Origin of the sequence: Robertmurraya mesotrionivorans (assembly GCF_050971805.1) — a bacterium.
Lineage (GTDB): Bacteria > Bacillota > Bacilli > Bacillales > Cytobacillaceae > Robertmurraya_A.
This window is the reverse complement of record NZ_JBPCCH010000004.1, coordinates 224,391-250,584: the sequence shown is the minus strand read 5'-3', so window position 1 is coordinate 250,584 and position 26,194 is coordinate 224,391. Positions and strand designations below refer to the sequence as shown.

General features: G+C 35.4%; 23 protein-coding genes. 4 read left to right on the top strand and 19 right to left on the bottom strand.

From position 1 onward, the window contains the following. Nucleotides 1–10: 10 nt before the first annotated feature. From ACRX5O_RS09735 to ACRX5O_RS09710, 6 genes are all read right to left on the bottom strand, one after another. Nucleotides 11–838, bottom strand: coding sequence for a DUF8832 domain-containing protein (locus ACRX5O_RS09735; RefSeq protein WP_433905752.1), 828 nt, complete (start codon nucleotides 836–838; stop codon nucleotides 11–13). A gap of 214 nt (nucleotides 839–1,052) precedes the next feature. Next, a complete protein-coding gene (locus ACRX5O_RS09730) occupies nucleotides 1,053–2,114 on the bottom strand; it encodes a Ger(x)C family spore germination protein (protein WP_433905751.1) in 1,062 nt (353 codons plus the stop codon). Continuing rightward, a complete protein-coding gene (locus tag ACRX5O_RS09725) occupies nucleotides 2,111–3,205 on the bottom strand; it encodes a GerAB/ArcD/ProY family transporter (RefSeq protein ID WP_433905750.1) in 1,095 nt (364 codons plus the stop codon). Before ACRX5O_RS09725 ends, ACRX5O_RS09730 begins: the two co-directional genes overlap by 4 nt. 24 nt (nucleotides 3,206–3,229) lie before the next feature. Then, nucleotides 3,230–4,717, bottom strand: coding sequence for a spore germination protein (locus ACRX5O_RS09720; protein ID WP_433905749.1), 1,488 nt, complete (start codon nucleotides 4,715–4,717; stop codon nucleotides 3,230–3,232). Nucleotides 4,718–4,841: 124 nt separating this feature from the next. Next, complete coding sequence (locus tag ACRX5O_RS09715) at nucleotides 4,842–5,840, bottom strand: F510_1955 family glycosylhydrolase (protein ID WP_433905748.1); 999 nt, start codon at nucleotides 5,838–5,840, stop codon at nucleotides 4,842–4,844. A gap of 21 nt (nucleotides 5,841–5,861) precedes the next feature. Further along, nucleotides 5,862–7,058 (bottom strand): cell wall-binding repeat-containing protein, encoded by a 1,197-nt coding sequence (locus ACRX5O_RS09710; protein ID WP_433905747.1) that lies wholly within the window; start codon nucleotides 7,056–7,058, stop codon nucleotides 5,862–5,864. Between the two features lie 199 nt (nucleotides 7,059–7,257). Here ACRX5O_RS09710 and ACRX5O_RS09705 point away from each other — a divergent pair, with 199 nt between their 5' ends. The 3 genes from ACRX5O_RS09705 to ACRX5O_RS09695 are packed head-to-tail and all read left to right on the top strand — an operon-like array spanning nucleotide 7,258 to nucleotide 9,850. After that, complete coding sequence (locus ACRX5O_RS09705; RefSeq protein ID WP_433905746.1) at nucleotides 7,258–8,658, top strand: sensor histidine kinase; 1,401 nt, start codon at nucleotides 7,258–7,260, stop codon at nucleotides 8,656–8,658. Continuing rightward, a complete protein-coding gene (locus ACRX5O_RS09700) occupies nucleotides 8,630–9,307 on the top strand; it encodes a response regulator transcription factor (RefSeq protein WP_433905872.1) in 678 nt (225 codons plus the stop codon). The genes ACRX5O_RS09705 and ACRX5O_RS09700 overlap by 29 nt, the downstream gene beginning before the upstream one ends. Nucleotides 9,308–9,313: 6 nt before the next feature. Next, the gene (locus ACRX5O_RS09695; RefSeq protein WP_433905871.1) at nucleotides 9,314–9,850 is read left to right on the top strand and encodes a TVP38/TMEM64 family protein; all 537 of its coding nucleotides are present in this window, start codon (nucleotides 9,314–9,316) and stop codon (nucleotides 9,848–9,850) included. Nucleotides 9,851–10,370: 520 nt separating this feature from the next. Here ACRX5O_RS09695 and ACRX5O_RS09690 read toward each other — a convergent pair. From ACRX5O_RS09690 to ACRX5O_RS09640, 11 genes are all read right to left on the bottom strand, one after another. Further along, complete coding sequence (locus ACRX5O_RS09690) at nucleotides 10,371–11,864, bottom strand: methyl-accepting chemotaxis protein (protein WP_433905745.1); 1,494 nt, start codon at nucleotides 11,862–11,864, stop codon at nucleotides 10,371–10,373. Nucleotides 11,865–12,035: 171 nt separating this feature from the next. After that, nucleotides 12,036–13,301 (bottom strand): L-lactate MFS transporter, encoded by a 1,266-nt coding sequence (locus tag ACRX5O_RS09685; RefSeq protein ID WP_433905744.1) that lies wholly within the window; start codon nucleotides 13,299–13,301, stop codon nucleotides 12,036–12,038. Between the two features lie 259 nt (nucleotides 13,302–13,560). After that, complete coding sequence (locus ACRX5O_RS09680) at nucleotides 13,561–14,577, bottom strand: nucleotidyltransferase family protein (RefSeq protein ID WP_433905743.1); 1,017 nt, start codon at nucleotides 14,575–14,577, stop codon at nucleotides 13,561–13,563. Nucleotides 14,578–14,656: 79 nt separating this feature from the next. Next, a complete protein-coding gene (locus ACRX5O_RS09675; protein ID WP_433905742.1) occupies nucleotides 14,657–15,109 on the bottom strand; it encodes a signal peptidase I in 453 nt (150 codons plus the stop codon). Continuing rightward, a complete protein-coding gene (locus ACRX5O_RS09670; protein ID WP_433905741.1) occupies nucleotides 15,099–15,365 on the bottom strand; it encodes a PqqD family protein in 267 nt (88 codons plus the stop codon). Before ACRX5O_RS09670 ends, ACRX5O_RS09675 begins: the two co-directional genes overlap by 11 nt. Next, the gene (locus tag ACRX5O_RS09665) at nucleotides 15,365–16,147 is read right to left on the bottom strand and encodes a hypothetical protein (protein ID WP_433905740.1); all 783 of its coding nucleotides are present in this window, start codon (nucleotides 16,145–16,147) and stop codon (nucleotides 15,365–15,367) included. The genes ACRX5O_RS09670 and ACRX5O_RS09665 overlap by 1 nt, the downstream gene beginning before the upstream one ends. 236 nt (nucleotides 16,148–16,383) lie before the next feature. After that, nucleotides 16,384–16,851, bottom strand: a complete 468-nt coding sequence (locus ACRX5O_RS09660; protein WP_433905739.1) for a VanZ family protein — start codon at nucleotides 16,849–16,851, stop codon at nucleotides 16,384–16,386. Nucleotides 16,852–16,878: 27 nt separating this feature from the next. Next, nucleotides 16,879–17,595 carry a metallophosphoesterase family protein gene (locus tag ACRX5O_RS09655; RefSeq protein WP_433905738.1) on the bottom strand — a complete coding sequence of 239 codons (717 nt, stop codon included), beginning with the start codon at nucleotides 17,593–17,595 and terminating at the stop codon, nucleotides 16,879–16,881. Nucleotides 17,596–17,781: 186 nt separating this feature from the next. Further along, nucleotides 17,782–18,849, bottom strand: a complete 1,068-nt coding sequence (locus ACRX5O_RS09650; RefSeq protein WP_433905737.1) for an acyltransferase family protein — start codon at nucleotides 18,847–18,849, stop codon at nucleotides 17,782–17,784. An 80-nt stretch (nucleotides 18,850–18,929) separates the two neighbouring features. Next, entirely contained in the window at nucleotides 18,930–20,138 is a 1,209-nt protein-coding gene (locus tag ACRX5O_RS09645; protein WP_433905736.1) for a right-handed parallel beta-helix repeat-containing protein, read from the bottom strand. A 183-nt stretch (nucleotides 20,139–20,321) separates the two neighbouring features. Then, nucleotides 20,322–21,056 carry a hypothetical protein gene (locus ACRX5O_RS09640; protein ID WP_433905735.1) on the bottom strand — a complete coding sequence of 245 codons (735 nt, stop codon included), beginning with the start codon at nucleotides 21,054–21,056 and terminating at the stop codon, nucleotides 20,322–20,324. A 205-nt stretch (nucleotides 21,057–21,261) separates the two neighbouring features. On the opposite strand from ACRX5O_RS09640, the gene ACRX5O_RS09635 reads away from it, so the two are divergent. Next, nucleotides 21,262–23,307 (top strand): right-handed parallel beta-helix repeat-containing protein, encoded by a 2,046-nt coding sequence (locus ACRX5O_RS09635; protein WP_433905734.1) that lies wholly within the window; start codon nucleotides 21,262–21,264, stop codon nucleotides 23,305–23,307. A 74-nt stretch (nucleotides 23,308–23,381) separates the two neighbouring features. Here the strand turns inward: ACRX5O_RS09635 and ACRX5O_RS09630 are convergent, their stop codons facing one another. Both ACRX5O_RS09630 and ACRX5O_RS09625 read right to left on the bottom strand, forming a co-directional pair. Then, nucleotides 23,382–24,926 carry an oligosaccharide flippase family protein gene (locus ACRX5O_RS09630; protein ID WP_433905733.1) on the bottom strand — a complete coding sequence of 515 codons (1,545 nt, stop codon included), beginning with the start codon at nucleotides 24,924–24,926 and terminating at the stop codon, nucleotides 23,382–23,384. 68 nt (nucleotides 24,927–24,994) lie between these two features. Then, on the bottom strand, nucleotides 24,995–26,176 hold the full coding sequence (locus ACRX5O_RS09625) for a glycosyltransferase (RefSeq protein ID WP_433905732.1): 1,182 nt from the start codon (nucleotides 26,174–26,176) through the stop codon (nucleotides 24,995–24,997). Between the last annotated feature and the right edge of the window lie 18 nt (nucleotides 26,177–26,194).

Below are 26,194 nucleotides of genomic sequence, written 5' to 3'. Positions count from 1 at the left end.
CTTCTTATTTTCACTCGATCTCCACTACAAACGGGAAGACTCTCACTTTCCCATCTTGCTTAAATTCTGCCCATATTTTATAAATTCCCGGTTGGTCAAACTGTGTACCAAATACAGGTTTTGTAGCATCTTCTGGGTGTACATGAAGATACTTTTCTCCATGTGCATCTAGAATGACGACATGGCCCATTGCACCTAAATATGGTTCTAACTCAGTTACATCAAGGTCAAAATCAAGGGTCACTGGTTCTCCAGCTGTTTGTGAACTAACTTGTAAAGTAACCTTTTTTCCATCAATCTCCTGAGTAAGATCATTATCAGGTTGTAACCCATGACCATGAGCATCAGTAGCATCTCCGACTACAATAGACATCGGTTGAACCGTATAGGATAAATCCTTAGGCTTGATGTCAACAAACACTTTATAATTATCTTCTTCTAATTCAACAGGAACTTCGTATTCTCCCGCTCCAACTTCATTCGGGTGAATATGCTGGTACGTGTCTAGGTGCTCATTCACAACAATAACATGCATATATTTTTCATGATTGATCTCCAAGTCTGATACAGGATTCCCCTCATCATCAGCCAAAAAGATGTGTAATAGATCCGCTTTGTAATCGAGCGTAACCTTTACTTCACTATCGGCTACATCGTGTCCTTCATGACCTTCCTCTTCCATGTGACCCTGTACTTGTTCTTCATCTGAATGACCATGTTTACTACTCTCTTTTTGTGCAGCTGAACTTTCTTCTTCTTGAAAAAACCCACTATAAATCGTGTATCCAGTAACAACCAAGAATACATACAGAATGGCTGATAAAGTCCACTTTTTCATGATCGTATTCCTCCAGTTCATTATTCACTTACTCTTTTTTTATATACCTTAATACTATACCCTCCTACCCTATAATGTCAACAGTAAAAGAATATAATTTCTAAATAAAGGAAACCAAGATGGCTCAGCGAAAGATATGTCTGTTGGGTCCATTGTTATAAATAAGACAAAAACCTCTTTTAGTGGATCTCCACTTTAAGAGGTTTTTTTACTCTTATTCAATTACTCCCGTTTCTGTAATTAACACTTTACTGGATACTTGGAAAGTAGCATTGGGATAGACTGCATTCCACTTCTCTGGGTCAAAATTTTTTGTTTGGGTTTTTGCTAAAACTCCTATTCCAATTGGATCGATGCCTTGATCTCGGAAACGATCCAGTAACTCTTCTGTTCTTTTATTTATTTGCTCTTCCAATGACTTTCCAGCTAAGTCAATAACTTTTGGATCAAGTTTTCTCCCTGAAAATTCTCTAATGTGTGCATCTAGTTTGACATGTAACTTCAACTTTGGCTGAGTTAATGGGTCCTCGATATGATACTTCCTTTTCATTGTTATATTATAGGTGGTAACATACTCTTTCCCTACTTTAAAGGTATAGGCTCCATTCCTAAAATCCTCCATCAGTATCTTAAAAAAAAACATATCTTTATCATTTAGATAATCTACAGCTTTATCTTCTTTGAATAAGGCAATCCCAATAATCTTCACTTTATTTCCTGTTAATTTAACATAAGGAAGAAAAGAATCCTTTACTTTTGAATAAAATGAGTACATAAATAAATGAAGATTCGACTGTGGCAACTCTCGGTGCCTCATATTATGTTCAAGTAAAGTATTTAAATAGGCTCCTGTTCCAAGATTTCCAAGATTTTTCTCCAATACCTCATCCGCATTGCCATCAACAACAGCCAAATACAATCGTGAACCAATGGCAGCATCACGTTCAAAGGTATCCGTTATATCATATATTCCTCTTTCCGCTAACTCTTTTCCAAATAAAACAACTTCGATCCCCCCATTTTCTAAAGGATCCGCTGATTTCATTTGTGATTGTCGGTTAATTTCTTTGCTTACTTTAGCCACACTCATAAAAGATTCATTGGATATACTTTTATCCGCTTTATATACTGGGATAACGATAGTCCCTTTTACTTCTCCATCTTCTCTAGCATCATAGCCAACCGCACTCATAATATTGATATCATCAATAATTTTTTGTTCTACACAGCCTGTTAATAACATTAGGGAAATCAGTAAAAAAAAGACCTTCATCATGCGGATTTCCGCCCTTTCATACGATAAAAAATACTACTAAAAAGAAATAGAAAAGGAATATAACCAAAAATTAAATAAAAACCGATTTCAGCAGTAAAGTTACTTATCATATCAATTTGCTCACGGGTCTTTAAAACACAACAGCCTGCACAAACGAGTAATAATAATACGACCAATAATGGCCGTTGTCTCTTTTTAAAGACTCGTTTTGCCCCCCGGCTAGCAGACCACATCGCTAAACAAAGATTCGGTAAAATCACAAATAACCATGAAGAAATGGCAACGTATTCGATTCGCTCGACAAATGGAAGTTGAACTATTTTTAACATGGTAAGTGTTGCCCATATATTTCTGATTAATTGTTCTTCAGAAAAGTAAGCAATACTTACGATCATAACGGCAAGATACATAAAGATCGTCGATGCTGAACCTAAATGAGCCCATTTTTGCGATTTTTTTGGTTCTTTAAAAAATGGATAATAAAATAACAATGTCTCAAATCCTAACACACTTAAGGTTATTTGTTTTGTTGATCCCAAAATTTCTAACACGGAGTGATCAAAAATAGGCATCAGATTTTCAAAAAACGCATACTTTAAGGGATAAAACAAGGAAAATAGCAAATATGCAGGCAGGACAACTCCTAAAACTGCCATCCCAGTAACGGTACGGAGGCCTCCATTGATAATGTAAAAAACAATAATCAATATCATAATCGAGAAAAGACTAACTCTAATTCCAGGAAACACCCATACCTGTACCACTTCAATATAGGATCTTAAGACAGTCGTTGTTAATAAGCTAAAATAGATGATTAACAAAATAGAAAAGGCCGATCCTATCCATTTGCCAAAAAGAACCCGATGTACGTCTGTAATATCTCCGTCTTGTTTATTAAGAATTTGATAAATCATCCATATGACTACGTGAACTCCTATTCCTCCTAAAATAATTGAAATCCACGCATCATTTCCGACAGCTTTTGTGAGCACTCGTTGGAAACCTAATATTCCAACTCCTATTTGAATCGATTGGACTAGGTAAAAAGAAAAAAATGGTGATACTTTTAATCGGTCTGGGATGGTAGTCACAAAGGAACAACTCCTTCTAACGAGCTATTCATCAATATCTCGATGAACTTTTTCATCTTTTGGTGAGAAGCGTTTTTTCTGTTCGGGATGATTGTGAACAGGTCTTCGACTTAGCTTGGAAAACGGCAGTCGAATAATCGTATCCTTTAAATCTCTAACCCTTGTAGGATAAAAAGGCTCTAGATACGGTCTCCCTAATGAGGTTAACTGCAATAAATGTCCTGCCAGAAAAGAAAAGCAGAGAACAATCCCGATTAAGCCCCATGCATGTGCAAAGAGTAAAAATGGAAACCGGATCAAACGAATCGTGTTACCGAATTGATAAGTCGGAGTGGTAAATGAAGCCAGAGCTGCTAAGGCAACCATAATTAACAAAACATTACTTGTTAACCCGGCCTCAACCGACGCAGTCCCGATAACGATCCCGCCTACGATACCAATTGTTTGACCTACCTTTGTCGGAAGTCTTGCTCCAGCCTCCCTTAGTAATTCAATCGTTAGTTCGAGAAACAAAGCTTCTAAAATAGGAGGCAAAGGAATCGCTCTTCTAGACGTAATTAATGTTGCCAATAAATCCTTTGGAATTAACTCATAATGATAAGTCAAAGTTGCAACATAAATAGGTGTGATCAAAATAGAGAAGGCTATGGATGCAATTCTTACAATCCGAATGAAGGAAGCAGCATACCAATTTAATAAATAGTCCTCGAATGTGGATATAGACTCATTAAAAGTGGTTGGACCAATTAAGGCATGCGGCGACCGGTCAACTAGAATAGCTAATTTTCCCTCTGCAAGTGCGGTTGCCACTCGATCTGGTCTTTCGGTATCAAGAATTTGCGGAAAGGGGGATCGCTGATTGTCCGCAATAATTTGTGAAATATATGCTGTATCCCCAATCGCATCAAAATCGATTTCATTCAGTCGCTGCTTGAGCGTATTTACGTTTTCTTCATCAGCAATATCTTCTATATATAAGTAGGCCACCCCGGTATTTGATAAATCACCGATTGTGATTTTTTCCACTCTTAGGCTATCAATCGGCAGTCTTTTTCGGATAAGGTAAATATTTGTATCTAATGATTCAATAAAAGATTCTTTCGGACCCACCACACTAAATTCAACTTCAGGTGGAGAAATGGACCGATTTGCATCTTTTGGTGCTGGAATTAATACTCCATGATGTTCTGAATCTGTAAAGTAAATATACACAAATCCAGAAGGCATCTTCTCAAGTAGATCCTTTGGACTTGTGACATCAATAATTTCCTCAATCGGAATCTTTGACCTTAGTTCGTCGACCTGATTGATTTGCAGCAAATTCGGTAGGATATATTGATGAATTACTTCCGCATCCACGATACTTGAAAAATAGGAAATCACATATGGAACATTGCCATGCTCTTTTTTATAAAACACAAAATCAGTTGATTTCCTTAGAGAATCAAACGCTTCCCTTATGGTCGTAATTTCTGGTTTTTTCTCAGATTTTTTGTTACTCCCTTTTTTCATCAAACTTCTCACCGAGCTTTCACAAAGTAAAAATTATCCTAGGATTATTATCCTTAAAGAGGAAAAAATTATACTTTCTCTACATAAAAAAGACGTAGAGAACTACTTCTCTACGTCAGACTCTTTATTGTAAATTTCCTGATTTCGCTATCATATTCCAACTTTCCCCGTTATCGGTGGTTTGGTATATGTCATTGTTAAAACTGACGAATGTGATTTCATGCTCTTTTTTTGGATTGATTGCGGCGTACATGACGGCATCTTCCTTCATCTCCGGCAAGGAAACTTCCACTTCTTTATCATCCGTTAAGTTTCTTATTACAAACGAAGGCTGACCATCATATCCACCGTAAAGGAGACTATTCTCCGTAAAATAAACACTTGTCCCCTGTGTTCCTGTTGTAAGTAACTCAAAGGTTTCTCCCTGATCTTTAGATAAGTAAATTCCGTCTTCACCCGCGGCTGCCAGAATATTTTTATCTGTTGGATGTACAGCCAATCCGATGAACTCACCTTTTAAACCACTTGCTTCAACTTCCTTCCAATTGGCTCCATCGTCTTCACTCACATAGAATGCATCGGCCTTCATAACGGAGTTTTTATGTGGGCTCATCACAAAAATCTGATGATTGTTATATCCAACCGCCATAAGATGAAAATCCACTTCGGCTTCAAAGCCAAGACTTTGTAAAGTTTGACCATTATCCACACTTTTCATAATGCCAATCGGATTGGGCAGCTTAGAATCTGATCCTGGATGACCACTAGAGTAAAATCCATCATCGGTCGCGTTAAAGCCCATATAATCATTATTTTCCCTCTTCGTTTTTAACCATGTTCCATTCTCATATACCTTTAACCCGTCGTGGGCTGCAAAAAAGGCAGCCTCTTGATCTCCCACATACCCCAGCCCGTGGATATGATCTATTTTTCCAGTGAACGGTTCAAAAAAGTCATGTGATGCGAGCGAGACTGTAGTTGAATCTTTGGTTTCATCCTGTGCGTCTGAGCCCTGAGTTTCGGATTGATTTGTTGACTCCTCTGGTTGTACTGTCTCGTCTTCTTGGCTGCACGCCGTTAATGTTAAAAGGCTAATAGCAGCCACTAGTAAAAATTTATTCATTTGAAAAAGGTCCTCCTACTATTAATGTGAACCATGTCCCCCGCTTCCATCAGCTGGAGAAATCTCTAACATACTATCAATCATTCCTTGTGTATCCATTGAAACTTCTTTCAAATTCGCTAAAATATAGGCGTGGTTGTATGGCCCAACGGTTGGGTCATCCGTAAACTTTGGTTGAAGAGCTCCTAAATATTCATGTACTTCACTTGTGGCTTCTCCATTCTCCAACCAAATAAGTGGTGCATGCTTTCCTAAATGGGCAAAAGGAGCTCCAGCGATGCCAAACTCAGGCTGAGCTGTTGTTGTAAAAGCAAATCCATGTCCCGGCTCTGTCACACCCCAACCAAAACCTATTTTTTCATCCTTAAATTTGGCAAATGCAATGGATGCTTCCACTGGAGTTTCTCCATCAATACGCGTAACATTTCCATACTCTTGTAAGCTAGAAACAACTTCCTCAGAAATCACTTCTTCAGGTGCCAACACATACATATTTGCTTTATTTCCCCGGGATTGTAATGCTTCCACAGTCGCTTGAGGGATTTCATCCTTTGAAACAAATAAAACAGGTTCAGGCATATGAGCAATCCAGTTAGAGGCAACAAGTGAGTATAACTTTGCATCATCTTCCAGAGAAACGATGATCACACTTTGAGGCAATTCCCCAGCTGTCTCCGCATACTTCTTATCAACCGCTAATGCAAATTCCGCTGGATCGTTACCGGTAATTTGCTCCACCTTATAATCTTCTAAGGCATTTAGAACCTTCTCGGTAGCATCTCCCATGACCATCACTTCTGTTCCGTTAACATTGCCAGTTGGGCTCAGGCGTTTGATTTCATCTAACGTTACATCCGAAAGCTCTTGATTGTAAAATAGTACCGGCCCATTATTCGGATGGTGGATTAAATCGGACCCAGCAAGAGCGATTTGCCATTGATCAGCAGGTGCTAAAATAACGGTTCCAGGTCGATTATCGTTCCCCGTTGCTGGCCAAATCGTTTGCGAAACCATAATCGCTGCCTCTTCCAATGAATCAGCATCTAGCCTCGTCACATTTTTCGTACTAGTAACAAGAAGCTCACTCGATACATTTCCATTGGTTTCAGTAACCTCCGTATTCTCTTCTGCTTCCTTTCCTTCGTCTCCATCCGAAGTACAAGCAGCTAAAAATGTTAAAAGCAATATACTTATCATACTTGCAAATAGCTTTTTCATCTACGGAACTCTCCTTTTTCTACAAATTCATAGTGAAAACATAGTTTCACTTTATCAACACTTTGTGCAGATTTTATGCATAAAGTTTGATTCTTTTTTGTCATCTGCTAGTATTGCCTTATTTTTCTTATTCATAAATTAAGATTTCCATAGTAATTTCGATTACTATAGAAGTATTACAGGAAAAGGAGATTTCCCTTTGAAAAAGCTATCCATCAAATTAGGTGCCATTTTCTTTTTATGTATTTTAGGACTTGAATCGTTTATGTTCTTCTTTCTTCACTCTGCATTAGTAGAATCAAGGATACAAGAAGAACTGAATGCCCTTCAAGCTCGCGGGAATTCCCATCGTGCGATTTTAGAGAACCATTTTACCCCAGAAACCATTGCTCACGTTGCTTTAATGGAGACAGAATCCACAACAGATGTAGTGGTAACCGATGCTGACTTACATATCCTTGGGTCTTCGAGTAAAAATGAACAACTCATGGAAAACATAAAGCTCCCTTCAAAAGAGATTCCTCAGGAAGGCGTCATTATCGAGAACGACTGGGAGACAGAACCTTTCATTTCTACCGTTAGCTCGTTAGAAAATGAGACGGAAATCATTGGATATGTGTTCATGTTTCAAGACACAGAAACCGTTCATTCATTAATTAAACGATTAAACCAACATTTTCTCCTTGCTGGGTTCTTAACGGTTGGTCTAACATTATTTATTATCGCTTTGCTTTCGAAAGCAATCACCAAGCCTCTTATCAATATGAAGGACGCAACCTTTCAAATCAGTCAAGGGAACTACTCCATCTCCTTGCCCGAAACAGGGAACGATGAACTTGGCGATCTAGCTAAATCGATTGAATCGCTCGCACATGATCTTACCTTTTTAACGCAAGAGAGAAATGACTTTCTGGCAAGCATATCGCATGAATTACGAACACCGATCACTTATATAAAAGGGTACACAGAAATCGTCATGAAACGCGAGTTATCTGAAGACGAAAGACAGAACTACCTAGCTATTATTCTTGAAGAAACCAATCGTTTAAATGACTTAATTAAACAGCTATTTGACTTAGCCAAAATGGATCAAAATTCGTTTTTGATTGAAAAAACGGAAGTCAACATAAAAGAGATTCTTGAAAAAGTGGAAGTGAAACTAGCTCCAGCTTTTAAGGAGAAGGGAATGAATCTTCACATCTCCTGCCAAAAGGATTTCTTTTTACTGGCTGATCCGATCCGAATGGAACAGGTTTTTTTGAACTTACTGGATAATTCGATGAAATATTCTTCTTATAGTGGATGTACTAGCGTGATTGTTGAACTAAGAAAAAACCAGCTTTATGTGACGATTCGTGATACCGGTAACGGCATCCCTGAAGAGGATTTGCCACATATCTTTAACCGTTTTTACCGGGTAGATAAATCGCGGACTCGCATGCTAGGCGGGGCCGGTCTTGGTCTTTCCATTGTTAAGGAACTAGTAAATAAACATGACGGAACGATTACTGTGAAAAGCCAATTACAACAAGGAACAGAATTTCAAATGATGTTTAGGGGAGCGTGGAGTGATGAAAACGATCTTACTGGTGGACGATGAGCAAAGAATGTTGGATTTATTGTGCCTTTATCTAGAACCAAAAGGATACAAATGCGTTCCACACACTTCTGCTTTGTATGCACTTGAATACTTATCATCCTCTCAGGTTGACCTCGTGCTTCTTGATATAATGATGCCTGAGATGGACGGGTGGACGTTATGTGCAGAAATCAGAAAAAAATGGGATATTCCCATTATCATGTTGACGGCACGAACGGATAAGACCGATATTGTGAAGGGACTTGATATTGGTGCGGATGATTATATCTCAAAGCCATTTGATGAAGACGAACTACTTGCTCGAATTGGGGCCGTATTAAGAAGAAATAAGTCGACAAGCCAAATATTAACTTTTAAAGGGCTGGTTTTGAATCTAGAATCCTTTGACCTGCATTATGAAAAAACACCGATTCCATTAACACCAAAGGAATTTTCCATGATGGAGCTGTTTTTAACCCATCCAAATAGGGTATTTACGCGCGACCATTTAATCACCTCTATCTGGGGCCATGGTGTTGCTACTGAGGACAGAACCATTGACTCTCATGTTCGGAATCTCCGAGAAAAATTAAGAAAGGCCCATTTCCCTGCCGATGAGCACTTACAAACCGTTTGGGGATTAGGGTACAAGTGGCAGGACGGACAATAATAAGTGATGATTGACATACTATTTATTTTTGGAAGTGTGATTGGGAATGTGTTAATCGCTGTGGTTGGTGTTATTCCAAGTGCCTTTTTGACAGCAGCGAATATTTCCGTTCTCGGTTTTGAGGTTGGGTTAGTTGTTTCCATTATAGGAGAAGCACTTGGTGCCATTGTGAGCTTTTGGCTATATCGAAAAGGATTTTCGCATGTGAAGGAGAAGGTACATTTCAAGTGGAGATGGGTTCGACTCCTCCTTGACCGATTGTATCAATCAAAAGGATTTGAAGCTGTTTCCATCGTTCTTTTACTCCGGTTGTTGCCGTTTGTTCCGTCAGGTTTCGTGACGTTAACTGCTGCTATTGGCAAGATAAATATAGTAGCTTTCGGAATAGTGAGTACGATAGGAAAGATCCCTTCTTTGTTTATCGAAGCTTATGGGGTTCATCAAGTTTTGAAATATGATACGAAACTTCAACTCATCTTAGCTGCTGTTGTTATGATAATTTTTGTGATTTATTTTTTCGTAAAAAAGCGTCCCCGTGATTAATTAAAGGGTTCCGTTTTCAGTGCATACGTCTTTTCTTTATTTATTAACGTTTCTACGAAATTCCATTAACTTTGACATATTCAATTGACATCATTATTAAGATGGACAATAAGTATTGTACAATTAAAATAGAGGGTAGAAACTTATGTCATTTGCAGTTTTATTGATCTTTATAAGCTGGTCGATAAAAAGCTGCTGATTCCCGCATCTAAGTTCAAGAGGGTCCGCACTTTTCGGTTGAGGGTTCAGGTTAAGCACCCGAGCTGATAAATAGACGGAGAAATTCCGCTTAATTAGCAATTATGATTAAAAAAAGCTTAAATAGACGTAAAGATTCCGCCTATTGGCTCGAAAAATTTGAAAAGGGGAGATTTTGCTTTGCATAAGCGGAAAACCTCTCCTTATTTCCCCCGAAACGAGCTCCATTCTGTATCTAACCGGAAAATCTCCGCTTATTTTACTTTTGCTGGTTACTCGCTTTAGGGCAAGACATCTTATTTTAATGAAGGACACTCTATCTTTAGTTATTCAAATTTTGACCCACAATATTCTCCAATGCAATAATCAAATCATTCAGTTGATCCAAGCTAGCAATAACCTCTTTCATTGAATGTCTTTGGTCTTCGACTCCGGCATAAATTTCTTCCGTTGTGGCGGATGCTTCTTCCGTAATATTGCTAATTGAAGTCACTTCATTTACAATACTGTCCGAAGCTTCTAATAGCGATTTAGTTTTATGCTGGATTTGATCCGCTTGTGAAAATACATTGGTTGCATTCTGACTAATGAGATGAAGAATATTTTCTGCTTCTTTAGCCGCTTGCGAACTTAGTTCAAAAGCATTTTTACTAGTATTGAGCTTTTCTTGAAGCTGTATTATTTTAGAAAAAATATCCGTTAGCATACTTCCCACTTCTTCAGTTGCTTGACGTGAATGTTCGGCTAATTTTCGAACCTCGTCGGCAACGACCGCAAACCCCTTGCCTTGTTCACCTGCACGAGCTGCCTCAATACTTGCATTAAGAGCAAGCAAATTCGTTTGTTCCGTAATTCCTTTAATCGACCCAAGCATTTCTTCAATTTTGCTATTTTGAGCGGCAAGTGTGCCCATCAAGCTTACTGTTTCCGTCATGCTTCCTTCTACTTTGCCCATATTAGAAGCAAGCTGAGATAAATGTGTTGCTCCCACTTGAGTGGACTCACCTGTTTTACCAGATAACGCCTTCATCTCCTCTGATGTTTGAGTAACAAGAGAGATTTCCTTATGAATTTTTTCGATATTATCCTTAATATCATGGATCGAAACCGCTTGGTATTCGACACCTTTAGCGACTTCCCCAAAACCAACCGCAATTTCCTCTGTTGCCTTGCCCGTATGATTGACCTCGGCTTGAATGGATTGATAAAAAGATAATAACCCTTGAACAGAGCTTTTAATGTTCTCAAAGGTTTCCTGAAGTTGCTGCTGCTGATTTTTTGATTCTTCTAAGTGCACGTTCACATCAGAAACTACTTTTCTACCAATCACTGAGATGATGATTCCAGCCACACCACACATCGCAACTAACACGTATAGAACAACCAGATCCAGAACTGGCAATTGAACCGCTTGAAATGCTGGATTTATAAAAAACTGAATGGTAAAAACGAATAACATAAGAGCTGTTGCCATAAACATCACTTTACGATCCAAATAAACAATGGAAAAGATCAAATACAAAATAAAAATCGTCCAAGCATTAAACGTTGGAATGGCTATTAGTAGAAAATGACTCGCAATAAACATTAACGAGACTACTAGATACTTCGTCCAACTGAAGCTTGCAAGTTTTTTGTTAATTACAAATAGTAAAGAACAAACGATTACCGTTAACACAAAGAAACCAATCATCGGTCCAAGCTCAATCTGATTGAAAAAATACATGAGCCCGATGATCGGAATCGCCGATAGATAGAGCGAAATTACTGTATACGTCAGCAACTTCGTCCCCAGTTTTTCATAATGTGTTGCCATAGTGCACCTCTTCTATAATTACTTTGTTTTCCTAGATGAAGTATCGACAAATTTCGCGATACCTTTAGCTGAAAAACACACCGATAGAAAATATTTTTTACACTTAATGATAACGGCCCCAAGTAAACAAAAAGAAGGGTTCATGCTTCTAATTAGCACGAACCCTTCTTTTTATCCAGCCTTTTTTACCGACTCTATTACGGCTTGCGATTTTAACTTATGAATATCAGCTCGAATTAGTAAAGAAAGAACAAGGGCAACTACAAATAATCCCGAAAAGAAGGTTAAGCTTCCTGCATAGCTTCCTGTCGTATCCTTGATCCAAGCTGCGAACAGTGGACCTGCCAAACCAGCAGCTGCCCATGCGGTTAAAATATATCCATGGATCGCTCCTAATTGCTTCGTTCCAAACAAGTCGCCGATATAAGCTGGAATCGATGCAAATCCCCCACCATAACATGTATAAACAACGATCAGCATGCCCATAAACAACCATTGAATGGACACTTGTGGCAAGAAAAAGAAGATAACCATTTGCAGCACGAAAAATGCGGTATACGTATTTGGTCTACCAATATAATCCGATAATGAAGCCCAGCCAATTCGTCCAAGACCATTAAATATTCCAATCGCACCAACTAATGCAGCCGCTGTTGCCATATCAATACCGATTGCTTCCATTGCTAATGGCTTTGCTACTGCCAAAATTGCAATTCCACAGGTAACGTTAATAAATAACATGAACCACAAATACCAGAAACGCTTAGTCTTAACAGCTTGATTGGCTGTTAATTGTGATAAATCCAACGTAGCCTTTGCTTTTCCACTAGCAATCTTCTCTTTAAATCCTTCTGGCATCCAGCCTTCTTGCGGTTTTTCAAGATATAAAGAAGAGACAACCATGATGAGAAAATAAGAGATACCTAGAATATAAAATGTGTTAGCCACTCCAACAGACGTAATTAATGAGTTCATGATCGGGCTAGCAATCGCTGCCGCAAAACCAAATCCCATAATGGCTAAACCTGTTGCTAACCCTCTTCTGTCAGGAAACCATTTTACGAGAGTTGAAACAGGAGCAATATAACCTACTCCAAGTCCAATTCCTCCAAGTGCCCCATAAAACAAGTACAACAAGGACTTGGATTCCATATCAACGGCAAACCCTGCCCCTGTCATCCCAATTCCGAAGAAAACTGAAGCTAGCAACCCAGCTTTTTTCGGGCCGTACTTTTCTACAAAATGTCCTAAAAAGGCCGCAGATAATCCTAAAAATAAAATAGCAATACTAAAGGTTAAAGCCACTTCAGAATCCGACCAACCAAACATCTCTTTTAACGGTGCAGTAAAGTTACTCCATGCATACACGGAGCCAATCGAAATATGAATCCCCACTGCTGATAATGCGATCAACCATCTGTTCTTCCTCACTAACATCTCTCCTTAGTAAATTCTATCTATAAATTCTAAAAACGTTATGAGTGGATCATAACGGATTTTGCTTACCATAGGATTGAATCAACCAAAACACGAACATTATTAAAATAAACATATAAAATATTCGTCTTTTAAAAAGAATAAACCTACTTTACCATGTGAAAGTGAGGAAGACAATAGTAAATATGATATTTAATGTGGGAATGTTATAAATTTGAGGAATGAAAAATAGCTGTAAGCCTTTTGATAAGTGCTACAGCTACTGATGTTTATTAGAGGAAATAACAAGTGGTTTAGTTGGTCGTATGGATTTAATCCAACTGAAAAACTCTCTCTTACTATGCGATAAGCTATCATAGCTAAAAAAGGAGTAGTCCACAAAATCTAGATAGTTCTTTAACTGTTTCTTGTGTCCATTTCTAAACGCATTATAATCCCATAAGTTAGGTCTTTTAACAGGCAATGGTTTTACTTTTTGTAAGTAAGGATGCTGTTGATAAACGATCGCAAGAGTACGGATCAACCGTTTTTGAGTCCGATGATGTCTAGCCTGAACTAACAATTGTATGTAATCGACTCTGTCTCCAACCTGATAAATCAGTTGAATGATATCTAGAAAGTGTTTCGGGGAATCAAGATTATGTCTCCATCCATGCAAGCAGATCATATAAAAAGTATGATAGTCTGATAGTTCTTTTATATATTGGTAGCTTCCTAAAGTCCTAGCTCCTTGCCAAAACTCTTCTATCGGAAGCTTGGAGGTATCATCCTTCAACAGGTTCCAGTGTAACTCTATCGTTAATGGAATTTTTGAATTTGGAATTGGTTTACTAAAGCTACAGTGAAAATGACCTTTGATTGCTTTCTCTTCAACACAAAAACCTAAAGAGATAACTGTTGATATTGCACGTTCCAAGTCCTCCGGCTGAATGAGTACATCTATATCTGATGTACTTCGGGCTCCAATATGACCAAAGTACTTTTCAGCAAATAGTACGCCCTTCAAAGGTATGGCTGGGAGTTTAACTTGCTCAAAGCAATCCAATACTTTCGTTAATTGGCTTTTGATAAAAAGAGATAAAAAGAGATTTTCTTCGTATTGCTCCTTCAAACGTTCCTGGAAAAATACAGGTGTTCGATCTAATGTTCTTTGTTGCTTTAATCCGTAGTAAACTTGAGGAGCAACACCAAACTCCATGATTTCTTTTAGTAGAGATTTGTAATCATATGAATCTAGGGTTGCCTCTGATTCATACAAAGCCTGAATCCATTTCATGACACACCCTCCTTTCTTTATGCAAGTGATAGCTCAACTATTGGTTTGAACTTTGTGCGACTAAGTGTGTGGAAGTTCGTCATAAAAAAACACTTTTTCTATTTAGATATCTTCTTAAAAAGTCAGTTAAAATGGGGTGATTCATAATCAACCTTCCCCAGAGATGGATTCTTAGTTGGTTTGGAAAAACTTTACGGTTTCCTTTATCAATATATTTGAGTGTTCCAAGTATATTTTCATATTCGATTGGCTGATCAAAACCTATATTTGTATCACCTTTGCAGAAGTATTGTAGTTTTCCGTCTCTAACCTTACTATAGTAGAAGCGATGGGCAATCAATTGACCTGTTTCAGACCAGAATAAAATGACATCCCCCTTCTTCAATTGATTCCCACTACAAGGAACAAAGCGACAGAGATCACCATTTTGAATGGTCGGGTACATACTATAACCTTGACTTGGAAGATCTAACCACCCATCTTTTTGAATAGTTTTCTGCAATAAAGAAACCGTATCACTATCAAACCTCATGGGTTAACAGCCCATATTGCAACAATTCATCCAAAAACCGCTCGATATCTTCTGTAGTAATATCCTCGACACTCGAATACTCTTCTTGAACAGCCTGCCTAATTGTTTCAGCCGTTTGCTTTGATTCTAAAAGAGTCCAGCAGTATCCACCCACTTCATTCACTTTCGTAACGGTAAAATTGTCCGTATTTAAAATAATCCAGTCATTATCTAATTGGGTACAATCATATGCACTCTTTTTTATATATTGTTTCATTAAGAAATCAACTCCCAAAACGTATTATTCTTTTGGAAATGTAACTCGTAAACTGGAACTTGTTCAACTAGCACTTTTAATAGATTTAATACTTGCTTAGTCTCTTCTTTAGAATGGGACCAATAAAAAATCTTATTGACTAATTCAAGATACGCATCTGATTTTGCCATTACTTCTCTACTATTATGCGTTGCTTGATGTAATAGTTGAATAGTAGCTAGAGAAGCAGGGCGTTCTTTTCCTGATGCTTCTAACTCACTTCGAAAAGGGGAGTTGAACACCTTAATGCCCTCATTTGTAATCTTAACTATACTTGCCTCATCGGAGAGCAGCCTCCTAGGGCTAGAAAGCTTTGCTACTGTCGACTTACCTGCACCTGAATGTCCAGTAAAAATGTGCGCCTTCTTATTATCCAATACACATGAAGAATGAATTAATATTCCCCAGTTATGGTACACAATGTAGGAACTATATACGTTCATAAATGCATGTTTCAGAGCTAATTCATCGTGAACATAAATGGTCACTTCTTTATAATCTAATGTTGCTTCTATTAAATAATCCGCTCTACGAAAAGTGATGTATTTTGAGGATTTTGAAATATCGACTTCGTAATCCACAAAAGGCTTTCCGTAGTTGTCATGGATACTAATCTTCATATCAAACCTATTTGAAGATATAATGGCATTATTAAAATATTTTTCTATATATCTCCCTATCCAATTGGAATCCCATTTCAAGAAAGTGTAATGTTCAGCAATTAATACACAGCTTTTGTTCATATCATCAACCCTTAGAAAAATAAGATCAAATTGTTAATCCTTGATTCCCAAATTTTTTACCGCTCAAGTTTTTCTTAATACAGAACATCCAAGATGTATTCATACAAATCTATATTGAAAATGCACTTCTTATCATATAAAAACATTGGATACTACGGTTTATTTTATCTCTTCGTTAGTTCTTTTTAAAGAACATTCATTCGACACTTTTCGCTATTCTTTAATCATCCTCACCATCACAGCTTTATATTATGATCGTTTTCTTGGGCACGAGTAATTCTTTTCAATAGGTTACCAAATCTAGATTGGCTTCTATGATATTTCTTTCGCGTAAAGTACCATAATGCCCAAACCCCTATACCATTTTTCATTAAATCAACTAGAGAGAAAGAACGAAAGGGAATATAGTATTGATGTAGTTCATCAACTACTCCATAGCCGAATGCTATAACAACGGCAAATAGTTCTTTTTTATGTGACAGCTTTCCAAATATGAGGAAAGCCATCACTAAAAATAAATATAAAAGACCAAATTCAAAGAGATGGGCTAACTCTAGCCCAGCACCTATAAGCAATAGTATGTTCATGTCTATTTGAGTGGAAAGCATATAGACAGATTCAGGATCGAAGTTGCTAGTTTGAATCCAAATCAGTGCCATATACACGATGGGGATAACAAGTAGGAGCAATCTTATAAAAATCATTTTGTACCTCCGTTTATTAGCATCCCATCACAGTTTTCCTTGCAAAACAACATTACTCATCATTTCTGCATTTGGGTACTCTACGTTCTTGTACTGCTCTACTACCTTATGGACATCATAGCTCACTCGGACGTTTGAGGTTTGAATACTCCCCTCATTAATTTCAATAATAGAGTAAGAAGCCTTATTTACCCCGTCAAATGGAAGCCCTACACTTCCAATGTTTACTATACATTTTCCGTTGATAAAACGTATGTATGGCTTGTGAATATGAGCGTAGATATATAAATCTGCTTCCATAGTAACCAACTTTTCTAGGATGGTTTCGTCACTTGCTGATGGGGGAACTACTTCGAACAGACTGTCCGGAGTAGCATGGAAAGCTTGGATTCGTATTCCTTCAACCTCAAGGTTCAACTGAGTTGGTAATTTTCTTAAATAATCGATACTTTCATCAGATAGTTGGGAGACAATCCAATCTCTTTCTTTGTTCATTAGTTCGAGGACATGATCAGGGACCTCACCCTGCTGAACACCACGTACTACCCATTCGTCAGCATTACCTTTGATTACATTACAATCGAGTGCTCGAACTAGATCTAACGCACGCTGTGGTTCAGGTCCGCGGTAGCAGATATCACCTAGGACAAAGACTTTATCTACATTATTCTTTTGTATATCTTGTAGTACCGCATCCAGTGCAATGGCGCTGCCGTGGATGTCGGAGATGAATGCTAGTTTCATGCTCATTCCTCACTTCTATTTTGTTTAAATGTAATTATACTCCATCTATTCAATAGTTAAATTGTAGGCTCCTTACTAAATGAGCATTAATGAACAATAGAAAGATAGTTCACCCTATCAATTTCATTATTTTCACTGCTTCCCACCCTATATTATATACAATTATTTAATACCTGTTTCAATTGACTAGACAGAAATTTTAGTCTTTTGATTAATAATATCGTTATCAATATATTTACTAATCGGCTTAAAAACTAAATTTATTAAAAACGAAGAACATAAACAAAGAATTATTAGCCACAGGAAAATCAATATAGGATATTTAGGCGCGAATGTCAGGGTTGGAAAGATAGTCATGTAAAAAAACATATGTGTTAACCAAATATTTGTTGAGTGATTCCCAAAAAAATTTAAGGTATTTTTAATAAGAAGGCTTTTGTCTATAGCATTAAAAAAACAAATGAAAGTAATTGCTGTAAAAGGTGCAACAAACATCGATTCTATAAATCCGTGGAATACGATTAATATTAATATTCCAATGGAACATGTTAAATTCTTGAATTTTATTTTCCTCATTCGTTCACTAAAGAATGCGTAAATATTCTCCTTTAAAAATAAAGAGCCAATAATAAATGGAAATAATGATGTACCAATCAACACAATTGTATTGAATAGGAAAATTAATATTTGATTGTCTCCTAAGTCAATAATTTGTTTTATTCTGAATACATAAGAGACAAAATAAACACTTAGAGCTAGAAAGAAAATTAACTTGGAGTTAGTTTTCTTTACCATTTTTAGTATATATGGAGATAAAAGAACCAAAAGTACATAAGTTTGTAAAAACCACCAAGCACCATTATATGAATTTGATAGTAGTAACATATTATTAATAAATTCAATAAATGAACCTGGATAAATGTTGGGCCTAATTACGTTGCCCAGACCAACAAATAATATTAGAATTATCCAGTAGTTTAAAATAAGCTTAGAAAGTCTACTCCTATTTGAGTTTTTATAGGTAGGATTTTTTTGTGTGTAACTAAAATAAAGCCCATATCCACTAGCAAAGCAATATATTGGAACGCATGCATCCCCGAATAATGCAAGATAATATATTAATGGTTCATTTCCAATATAAATTAATGGTTCATATAGACCTTCATATTCCTTTCTACAAAATAAATGAAGGAGTAACATCATTAAGATAGCTACTCCTTTTGTTATATTCATATCTTTTTTTGTGATCTCCATAATACCTTCCTTTCTCTAAAATAGTACGATAATCAATGAGTAACATCTTTAAGGCATCACACTGAACTTCTTAATAAGCACTACCTTTGCTCAACTATATTATTTGTGTTTATATCAGTTGACCGTAGTTTTAACAGTGCGTTAATAAGATGATTATCTGCAATCTCATATTCAGCTGTATTCTCTTTAACGTTTAATGTATCAATACCAGTTATTGTTTTTTTAGTAATTAGCTGATTACCAACTATGCTAACCACTGACACATTTGTTGGCTTTGAAAATTCATATGTCCCAATTTTGATTAATGGTTTATTCTCTTTATTATTTAGAGCAGAAACTTTACTATTTTTAAGCTCCCATTTTTCTGCTCCTTGGATATAAACTGCTGCACCGTATCCTATATCCCCTAGTATTTCTAAGTTTGAATTTATTACTTGAATATTTGGATTCCCATATAAACTATTAACTTTAAGAAGATTATCATTACTAATTATCTTACAATTTTCAAGTACATATTTCCCTTCTCTATTAATTTCAAGCACTCCTACTTGTATATTGCAATTCCTATAGAGTCCAGCGGGTAAAAGTGTTCCTTTATTATGCTTATCTTTAAGGACTAAATTTTCTAGTACACTTTGATTGTTACCAACACCAGATAAAAGACTCTCTTCTATTGAATCAGAACTGATACTTACATTATTTAGTTGAATTGGTTTACTATCTAAGTAAAGTGCAACTCCCTCAACCTCTCTGTTATTAAAGTTCACATCGCTAATAAGCTGTTTATTAGCAAACCCTACATGTAGGGTTCCATCTTGGATTTTTGCTCTATTAAATGAAATCCCCATACCATAAAGTGAAATTCTCCCCTTAGTAAAGCTATTATTACTAACAATTGCATTCTTTGAATGCAATGTTAAATCTGATCCATTAAAAGTATTTCCCCTTATTATAACATCTCCTTTAAAACCTTCGTGTGAATATACTCCCACGCTCCCTTCAACAGATTGATTAAAAGTATTAGCTTCAATTTTTACATTTTCTCCATAAGCTAATACAATTTGAATTTTATTGTTCGTGAATGTATTCCCCTTGATAACTGTATTTTTACCTGGAAAATAACCCGGTTCAATATCAATTCCACTTTGCGGAGCTGTCCCATTTGTATGGTGAATATAGTTATTTAATATCCTTACATTTTCTGATCCAACTAAACTAATACCCTGGCGTCGGTTATACCCAATGTCACAATTTTTGATGGTAATATTTTTAGATGTATCCACTGTCATCCGACTAACTTTAACTCCTAATGGAGAAGGGGCACTAAAAACAGCACGGAAATAATCGGCGTCCTTCGGAATTGTTGATTCCCCGGTGTAAAATTTTAAATGTCTATCAAATTTAATAAAGCTCCTGTCTTTTCGATAGTAAAAAACATCTACTTTACTACTTGAGTCTATCCCTTCAGGTAACTAGAAATATATGTTACGATATTTTGTATATGCTTCATTATCAAAATTTGTAACTTCTCTAAGCTTAGTTCGAATCTTACCATCTTTTTCAATAGGCTCTCCCTTTTCATCAATAGCTCCTAATTCTAAACTATCTTCATTAATTTGTGATCCTGTAACTGTAGTTGCGGTTACAATAATACCGTCACCAGTAAATCCTTCTAGTTTTACATTTTCTATCATTATATTTTCTGATCCAGCTATATGAATCCCATATCCCCATTCATGTGTTCCACTAGTAAATTCACTCTTTTTTGAATAATCATGGGTTTCACGATCCCCTTTAAAAGTACCACCTTTTATTGTTACATTACTTACATCAGGTCCAAGATAAAGTATTGAATAAATTTCAAACCCATTGGTTTCTTTTTGAAATATTGCATTCTTACTAAGAATTAAATTCAAATTACTTTGTAGATTTATTCTAGATTCAGTGTCATTTTCTTTATCACCTTTTGCAACAAGGTATTTTCCATCCGGAACAATAAATTCTGTGTACCCCTTAACTTTTGCCCACTTTATTGCTTCATTAAAACCTCTAGTTGTTTCTGTTGGATGTGTTCCATCGTTATATATGTTCCAACGTTCTAGTTCTAGTTCATAGGAGGAATATTTTTTTTGTTTTAAATGTTCCTCTTGTACAAAGATACAAAACAAGCTAAAAAATAAGGTTATTAATATGATTGGTTTATACAAATCAAATCCTCCATAACAAAATAAAAGGAAATAGTGTTTACTATTTGAATATTACTTCAAATGTGTATTTTACCTCCTAAAGATGCCCGTACAAATTTGTAATTAATTCATATACTCATATTAAATAATTAAATTAAGGAGGAAATAGTATGAAAAACTTTTATGGAGCTTTTTATAATTCTTCCAAAATGTTAGGTGTATATATATGACAACTTATTTAGTTGAGTTAACACGTTGGAACATAAAAAACGATGGCACTGATGCTGTATCCACATCTTCAGGTATAAATGGTGCCTTAAGTTGGGCGGAACTGGAGGGCTATAACGAAGTAATACTACCTAGAGGAGTATATCTAATTGATGAAAATAACCCTGTAAAACCTTATAGCTTTATGACATTTAATCTAGGTGGAGCAACATTAAGGATTAGGAATAATAGCTTACCAAAATATGCAATAATTCTATTAGCAAATAATCAAAAATACACAAAAATCACAAACGGAAAAATCGAAGGCGATCGATATAATCACGATTATGCAGGAGGAGGTACCCACGAGTTCGGGGTAGGAATTGAATTAAGATATGGTGTTGAGAATATAAAAATAAATAATCTAGAAATATATAACACTACTGGTGATGGAATTCTTGGCATTACTTCTTTTGGTGGCATCGGTGGGAATTTCCCCAAGCTCTCTGGTAATATGGAATCAGGTGGTATAAATACATCAACAGGTGCTTTGACACAAGAAACTAACCGTATAAGATCAAAAGTTAACATTCCTATGGTCCCACAAATTACTAATTTAGGTTATTTTGGACTATATGGTGATAGTTTTGGAGGAGTCGGAAAAGAAATTACCACAGATGTTTATGATGTAATATTTTATAAGAATGATAATTCCTTTTTATCTTCTGTAACTGAGCTTCATTTTTTTGATGAAGTTGAGGTTCCTCCAGGCGCAAGTTATGCAAAAGTAGTTTTACACCAACAAAATGTGCCTTCTTCAACAGGGAATACTATTCTTATCAGAACTCCTGAATTCCCTAAATATGTTTTCATCGATAATTGTAATATTCACCACTGCCGAAGACTAGGGATAGCTATTTGTGGAATGAAATATTGCTATATTAATTCCTGTGAGATTCATCATATTAGTGGAATTGCTCCACAAGGTGCAATTGATATTGAAGATGGATATGACTTAAATCAGTATATATTTATTAACGGAAACAATTTATACGATAATAAAAGCTACAATATAATCGCTGTCGCAGGTAAACACTTAAATATTACTAATAATAGAATACAATTAGGTATTTTCACTATTAATTCTGGCGTAAATAAAGCCATTGTAGAAAATAACTATTTTTATAATTGTGGCCCACGCCTTGAAGGAGAAACGATATTCTCAAATAATCACTTATATGGATCACGTATGCTACTTCTTGGACAAGGCCAGTTATTAATAGCAAATTGTCACTTCCAAAATACTCCTATCATTTTCCAAAAGAGTAAAGCCTTCACTGTACAAGTAAGTAACACAAAATTCTACTTTGATAATGACTTTAAATTAGCTTCTACCAATCAAGGTTCACCACTAGTTTTTAGTATAGAGCCACAAACTATATCTGATTCTATATTTGAGGGATGTGGAACTGAAGCATTTACTTTAGTTCCAGCCGGTGCACATGATTGGGTATTAAATAACGTTACGTTTAATAATACTAGGCATGAGCAAAATCGAATATTAAGATTACCTCCAGGTGTTTATATAGGTTGTAAATTTATCAACAGTGGACGCCTTGGAGAGAACCCTGGAGGAACTTTCACCAAATACGAATTTGATGATTGCCATTTTGAGTGGAACTCTTATCCGTTGTTCTACATGTCTCCATCTGAATTGATAAATTTGTTTAAAGTGCATAACTGTCATTTCTACAATCAGAGTAGTTTGGATCCAAGCTTCTTTATTAATGGTAATTGGGGTCATATTAATTTTTCCAATAACACTTTTATATACCCTAATGGCAACAAAATGATTATGATCGATTTACGTGATACTGCTAAGGCAAATACCTTCAATATTTCAAGTAACACATTCATTTCAAACGGAATGATTAGCGTAAGTGTTAATAGCGCTTCTACAATCCCATTAGTTTTCAGAGATAATTTAATAATAAAATCACCAACAAGGTTACTGAACAATCCTATTCAACTTAATAATATTGTAGATAATAAACTTATACCTTAATTTATTTAGGATAATCACTTGGATAAATGCGCCCAAGTGATTATTTTTTTGTTTAGGTGATCGTTTTCATTGGTCTAGGATTTATAGTATATAAACCTCCTTTGTTTAAGACTATTATTAATTTTTTTAATAGGGTTAAGAATTAACTCTTTTTCATATTTGTTCATACTTATTAACCAGGTTATTACATTATATCCTATTGAAAAAACCAGTATTTTTATTAATAACAATGTCCAACTATCAGCTATTACAATTTCATTAATATATAATCCATATATAATGCTTATGGTAAGTGGGAGGCTCATTATTATTATATTCCCCCAAAATTTCGGGATATCAATACCTATACTCCTCCAATAATAAACATTTATTATTATTATGTTTCCCATTAAGAAAGATATTGCTGTAGCAACAGCACATCCTAGAATACCCCATAGTTGAACAAAGAAAACACTCATTACTACATTTAATAAAGCGACTATAAAATTAATAATTGATTTGAACTTCTGCTTATTTTTCGCCTGAAGAATAACTCCCCCCATACCTTGGATAAGTGATACTAGCATCGGTACTAGAATAATAAGTGCAACTATGTATGATTGTTTATAATCTTTGCCCACCCAAAGTATAATAAACTCTTGACCGAAAACAATAAAACCACTTAATGCAAAAGAGATAACGAGATATTGTACTCTCCCTACTCTTATAAAAAGTTCAGAAAGTTCGTTATCAGACACATTCAATGTTACCATCCTGGATACTTTTGATAAGAAAACATTTGAAATAGCTGCCGAAAATCCAGAGAAATATCCTGTGAAAGAAGCAGCAATAGAATAAATAGAGACAGCGACAGTACCACTATATATACCTAAAATCACTTGATCCGTAGACCAATATATCTGACTAATTACAATATTCAAGAATATGTAAAAAGAGAAAATAATTATTTCCTTTAACAAACTGTTATCCACCCGATCAAAGGTTATTTTTATATTCAACTTAAAAAAGCAATAATACATATTTATTATAATTGCAACAAAATTAATAATTGTTGTTACTACAACCATGGTTATTGAACCATAATTCATTAATAACAATGGAAGCATAATCGCTGGAACCATTATTGAACTTAAAATTGAGATTAATTTTTGTATAATAAATTTTTCATGTGCTAAAATAATGACACTAAACATCCCCAACCCTATTCCAACTGAAATATTTATTGTCATTATGCCAATCAGAATTTTCAAATCACCTAATTGATTGCTATTTAAAGAGTTAGAAAATAATGCTTCAACATTTAGTGCCATAATTATCCCTGAAACAAATGCTATTAAACCTAAAACTAAATACATCTTTAAAAATAGTCCATATAATTTGTAGCAATTCTTCTCATCCTTTAATGCTTTGTACTTTGCGGAATACCTTATGAGGGCATTTCCTAATCCAAAGTTTAATACTCCTACGTAACCAGCAGTAGCACTTGCCAAACTGTATAAACCATATTCAGACTGTCCCAAATATTTAAGCATTATAGGAGTATAAATTATTGATATGAAACTATTAATAAATAGCGCTAGATATGAGAGAATAGCCCCAGCCTTTAGTTGGTTTTTCATGTTTTTTCCCCTTAGATAAAGTACATTTAATTTTAAATGAGTTTGAACGGTATTTAAGTGAATAACTGTTATAGTGTTTCAGAAAGCTGTTTAATGTACTTTTGAGTATTTTCTTTATTCGTTTCTCTTTCAATAGATAAGTTATTTGATAGCCTTCTCCTAAGTTCTCTATTTTCTACCAATTTTTTCAACCCAAGATATAATTCATTTTCATCTACTGGTACTATAATTCCTGTTTTATTATCAACTATTTGTTCTCTCACACCGTTAACTTCAGTACTTAATATTGGTTTATTAAGACACATAGCTTCCATTATTGTTAGACAATATCCCTCATAACGAGAGGGTTGAACATAGATATCACACTGCTCCATAAAGGGGTAGGGATTTGAATTTGATCCCAATAGTATAAAATCACTTTCTATTCCACATTGTTTAATTAACTTTTCATAATCTTCTCTACCTGGCCCCTCACCTAAACAAAACCACTTAATTTTATAACCTTCGTTTTTTAATCTTGCTAAGACTCTTATTGCTAAATCTTGACCCTTTTCTTTAGAAAGTCTCCCAACAGTTAAAACTTTGATTTCACCATTATTCGATTCCAAAATTTCATTTTTTTCTTTAGCCTTCTCTTGAACCACTTTTGTGGAAACAATATTAGTAAATTTCTGTGTAAAACCTTTTAAAGAAGGTAATTTACTATGAAGTTTTATTTTTGCCTCTTCTGAAACTACAAAAATCTTATCAAACTTCTTGTAATATTTTTTAGCAAATCTAGTATTAAACCCTATTTTTGTTACATCAAAGTGGATCCACTGAAATTTCTTTTTTGCTCGAATTCTATTGACAACAAAATAGCTTATGAAGTCCATTGGACCTGCATAAGCTATAGCAATGTCATATTCATTATTTATCATTTCTACATCTCTAACTAAGTATTTATAAAGCAAACTGTATTCTCGGTTTATTTTACTAATTAGGTAGATAAAACCTAGTATTAATCCACAAATATATTTCCCTTCTTTAATTAGTCTACCTATTGATAAATGTAGAGGTTCGTTTAAAAACTTCTTTAATCTTTTATATTCATAGAGTTCTTCTACCTTTACATGGCTTGGTATATCCTTTAAAAAGCCACCCTTTTTTTCTAGCATCAGAATAGTTACATCATATTGGTCACTCGACATTTCATTAATCATATTTAGTAATGCTTTTTCCGTTCCACCTATGTTCATATTTATAAGCATAAACAGAATACTCTTTTT

What these genes read in the sequence shown, in the direction of transcription:
- ACRX5O_RS09635 (WP_433905734.1), top strand. Translation starts at nt 21,262, where the DNA reads ATGACAACTTATTTAGTTGAGTTAACACGTTGGAACATAAAAAACGAT.
- ACRX5O_RS09630 (WP_433905733.1), bottom strand. Translation starts at nt 24,926, where the DNA reads ATGAAAAACCAACTAAAGGCTGGGGCTATTCTCTCATATCTAGCGCTA.
- ACRX5O_RS09695 (WP_433905871.1), top strand. Translation starts at nt 9,314, where the DNA reads ATGATTGACATACTATTTATTTTTGGAAGTGTGATTGGGAATGTGTTA.
- ACRX5O_RS09690 (WP_433905745.1), bottom strand. Translation starts at nt 11,864, where the DNA reads ATGGCAACACATTATGAAAAACTGGGGACGAAGTTGCTGACGTATACA.
- ACRX5O_RS09650 (WP_433905737.1), bottom strand. Translation starts at nt 18,849, where the DNA reads ATGGAGATCACAAAAAAAGATATGAATATAACAAAAGGAGTAGCTATC.
- ACRX5O_RS09655 (WP_433905738.1), bottom strand. Translation starts at nt 17,595, where the DNA reads ATGAAACTAGCATTCATCTCCGACATCCACGGCAGCGCCATTGCACTG.
- ACRX5O_RS09645 (WP_433905736.1), bottom strand. Translation starts at nt 20,138, where the DNA reads ATGACAGTGGATACATCTAAAAATATTACCATCAAAAATTGTGACATT.
- ACRX5O_RS09730 (WP_433905751.1), bottom strand. Translation starts at nt 2,114, where the DNA reads ATGATGAAGGTCTTTTTTTTACTGATTTCCCTAATGTTATTAACAGGC.
- ACRX5O_RS09675 (WP_433905742.1), bottom strand. Translation starts at nt 15,109, where the DNA reads ATGAGGTTTGATAGTGATACGGTTTCTTTATTGCAGAAAACTATTCAA.
- ACRX5O_RS09710 (WP_433905747.1), bottom strand. Translation starts at nt 7,058, where the DNA reads ATGAAAAAGCTATTTGCAAGTATGATAAGTATATTGCTTTTAACATTT.
- ACRX5O_RS09735 (WP_433905752.1), bottom strand. Translation starts at nt 838, where the DNA reads ATGAAAAAGTGGACTTTATCAGCCATTCTGTATGTATTCTTGGTTGTT.
- ACRX5O_RS09700 (WP_433905872.1), top strand. Translation starts at nt 8,630, where the DNA reads ATGAAAACGATCTTACTGGTGGACGATGAGCAAAGAATGTTGGATTTA.
- ACRX5O_RS09685 (WP_433905744.1), bottom strand. Translation starts at nt 13,301, where the DNA reads ATGTTAGTGAGGAAGAACAGATGGTTGATCGCATTATCAGCAGTGGGG.
- ACRX5O_RS09665 (WP_433905740.1), bottom strand. Translation starts at nt 16,147, where the DNA reads ATGAACAAAAGCTGTGTATTAATTGCTGAACATTACACTTTCTTGAAA.
- ACRX5O_RS09715 (WP_433905748.1), bottom strand. Translation starts at nt 5,840, where the DNA reads ATGAATAAATTTTTACTAGTGGCTGCTATTAGCCTTTTAACATTAACG.
- ACRX5O_RS09720 (WP_433905749.1), bottom strand. Translation starts at nt 4,717, where the DNA reads ATGAAAAAAGGGAGTAACAAAAAATCTGAGAAAAAACCAGAAATTACG.
- ACRX5O_RS09625 (WP_433905732.1), bottom strand. Translation starts at nt 26,176, where the DNA reads ATGCTTATAAATATGAACATAGGTGGAACGGAAAAAGCATTACTAAAT.
- ACRX5O_RS09660 (WP_433905739.1), bottom strand. Translation starts at nt 16,851, where the DNA reads ATGATTTTTATAAGATTGCTCCTACTTGTTATCCCCATCGTGTATATG.
- ACRX5O_RS09670 (WP_433905741.1), bottom strand. Translation starts at nt 15,365, where the DNA reads ATGAAACAATATATAAAAAAGAGTGCATATGATTGTACCCAATTAGAT.
- ACRX5O_RS09680 (WP_433905743.1), bottom strand. Translation starts at nt 14,577, where the DNA reads ATGAAATGGATTCAGGCTTTGTATGAATCAGAGGCAACCCTAGATTCA.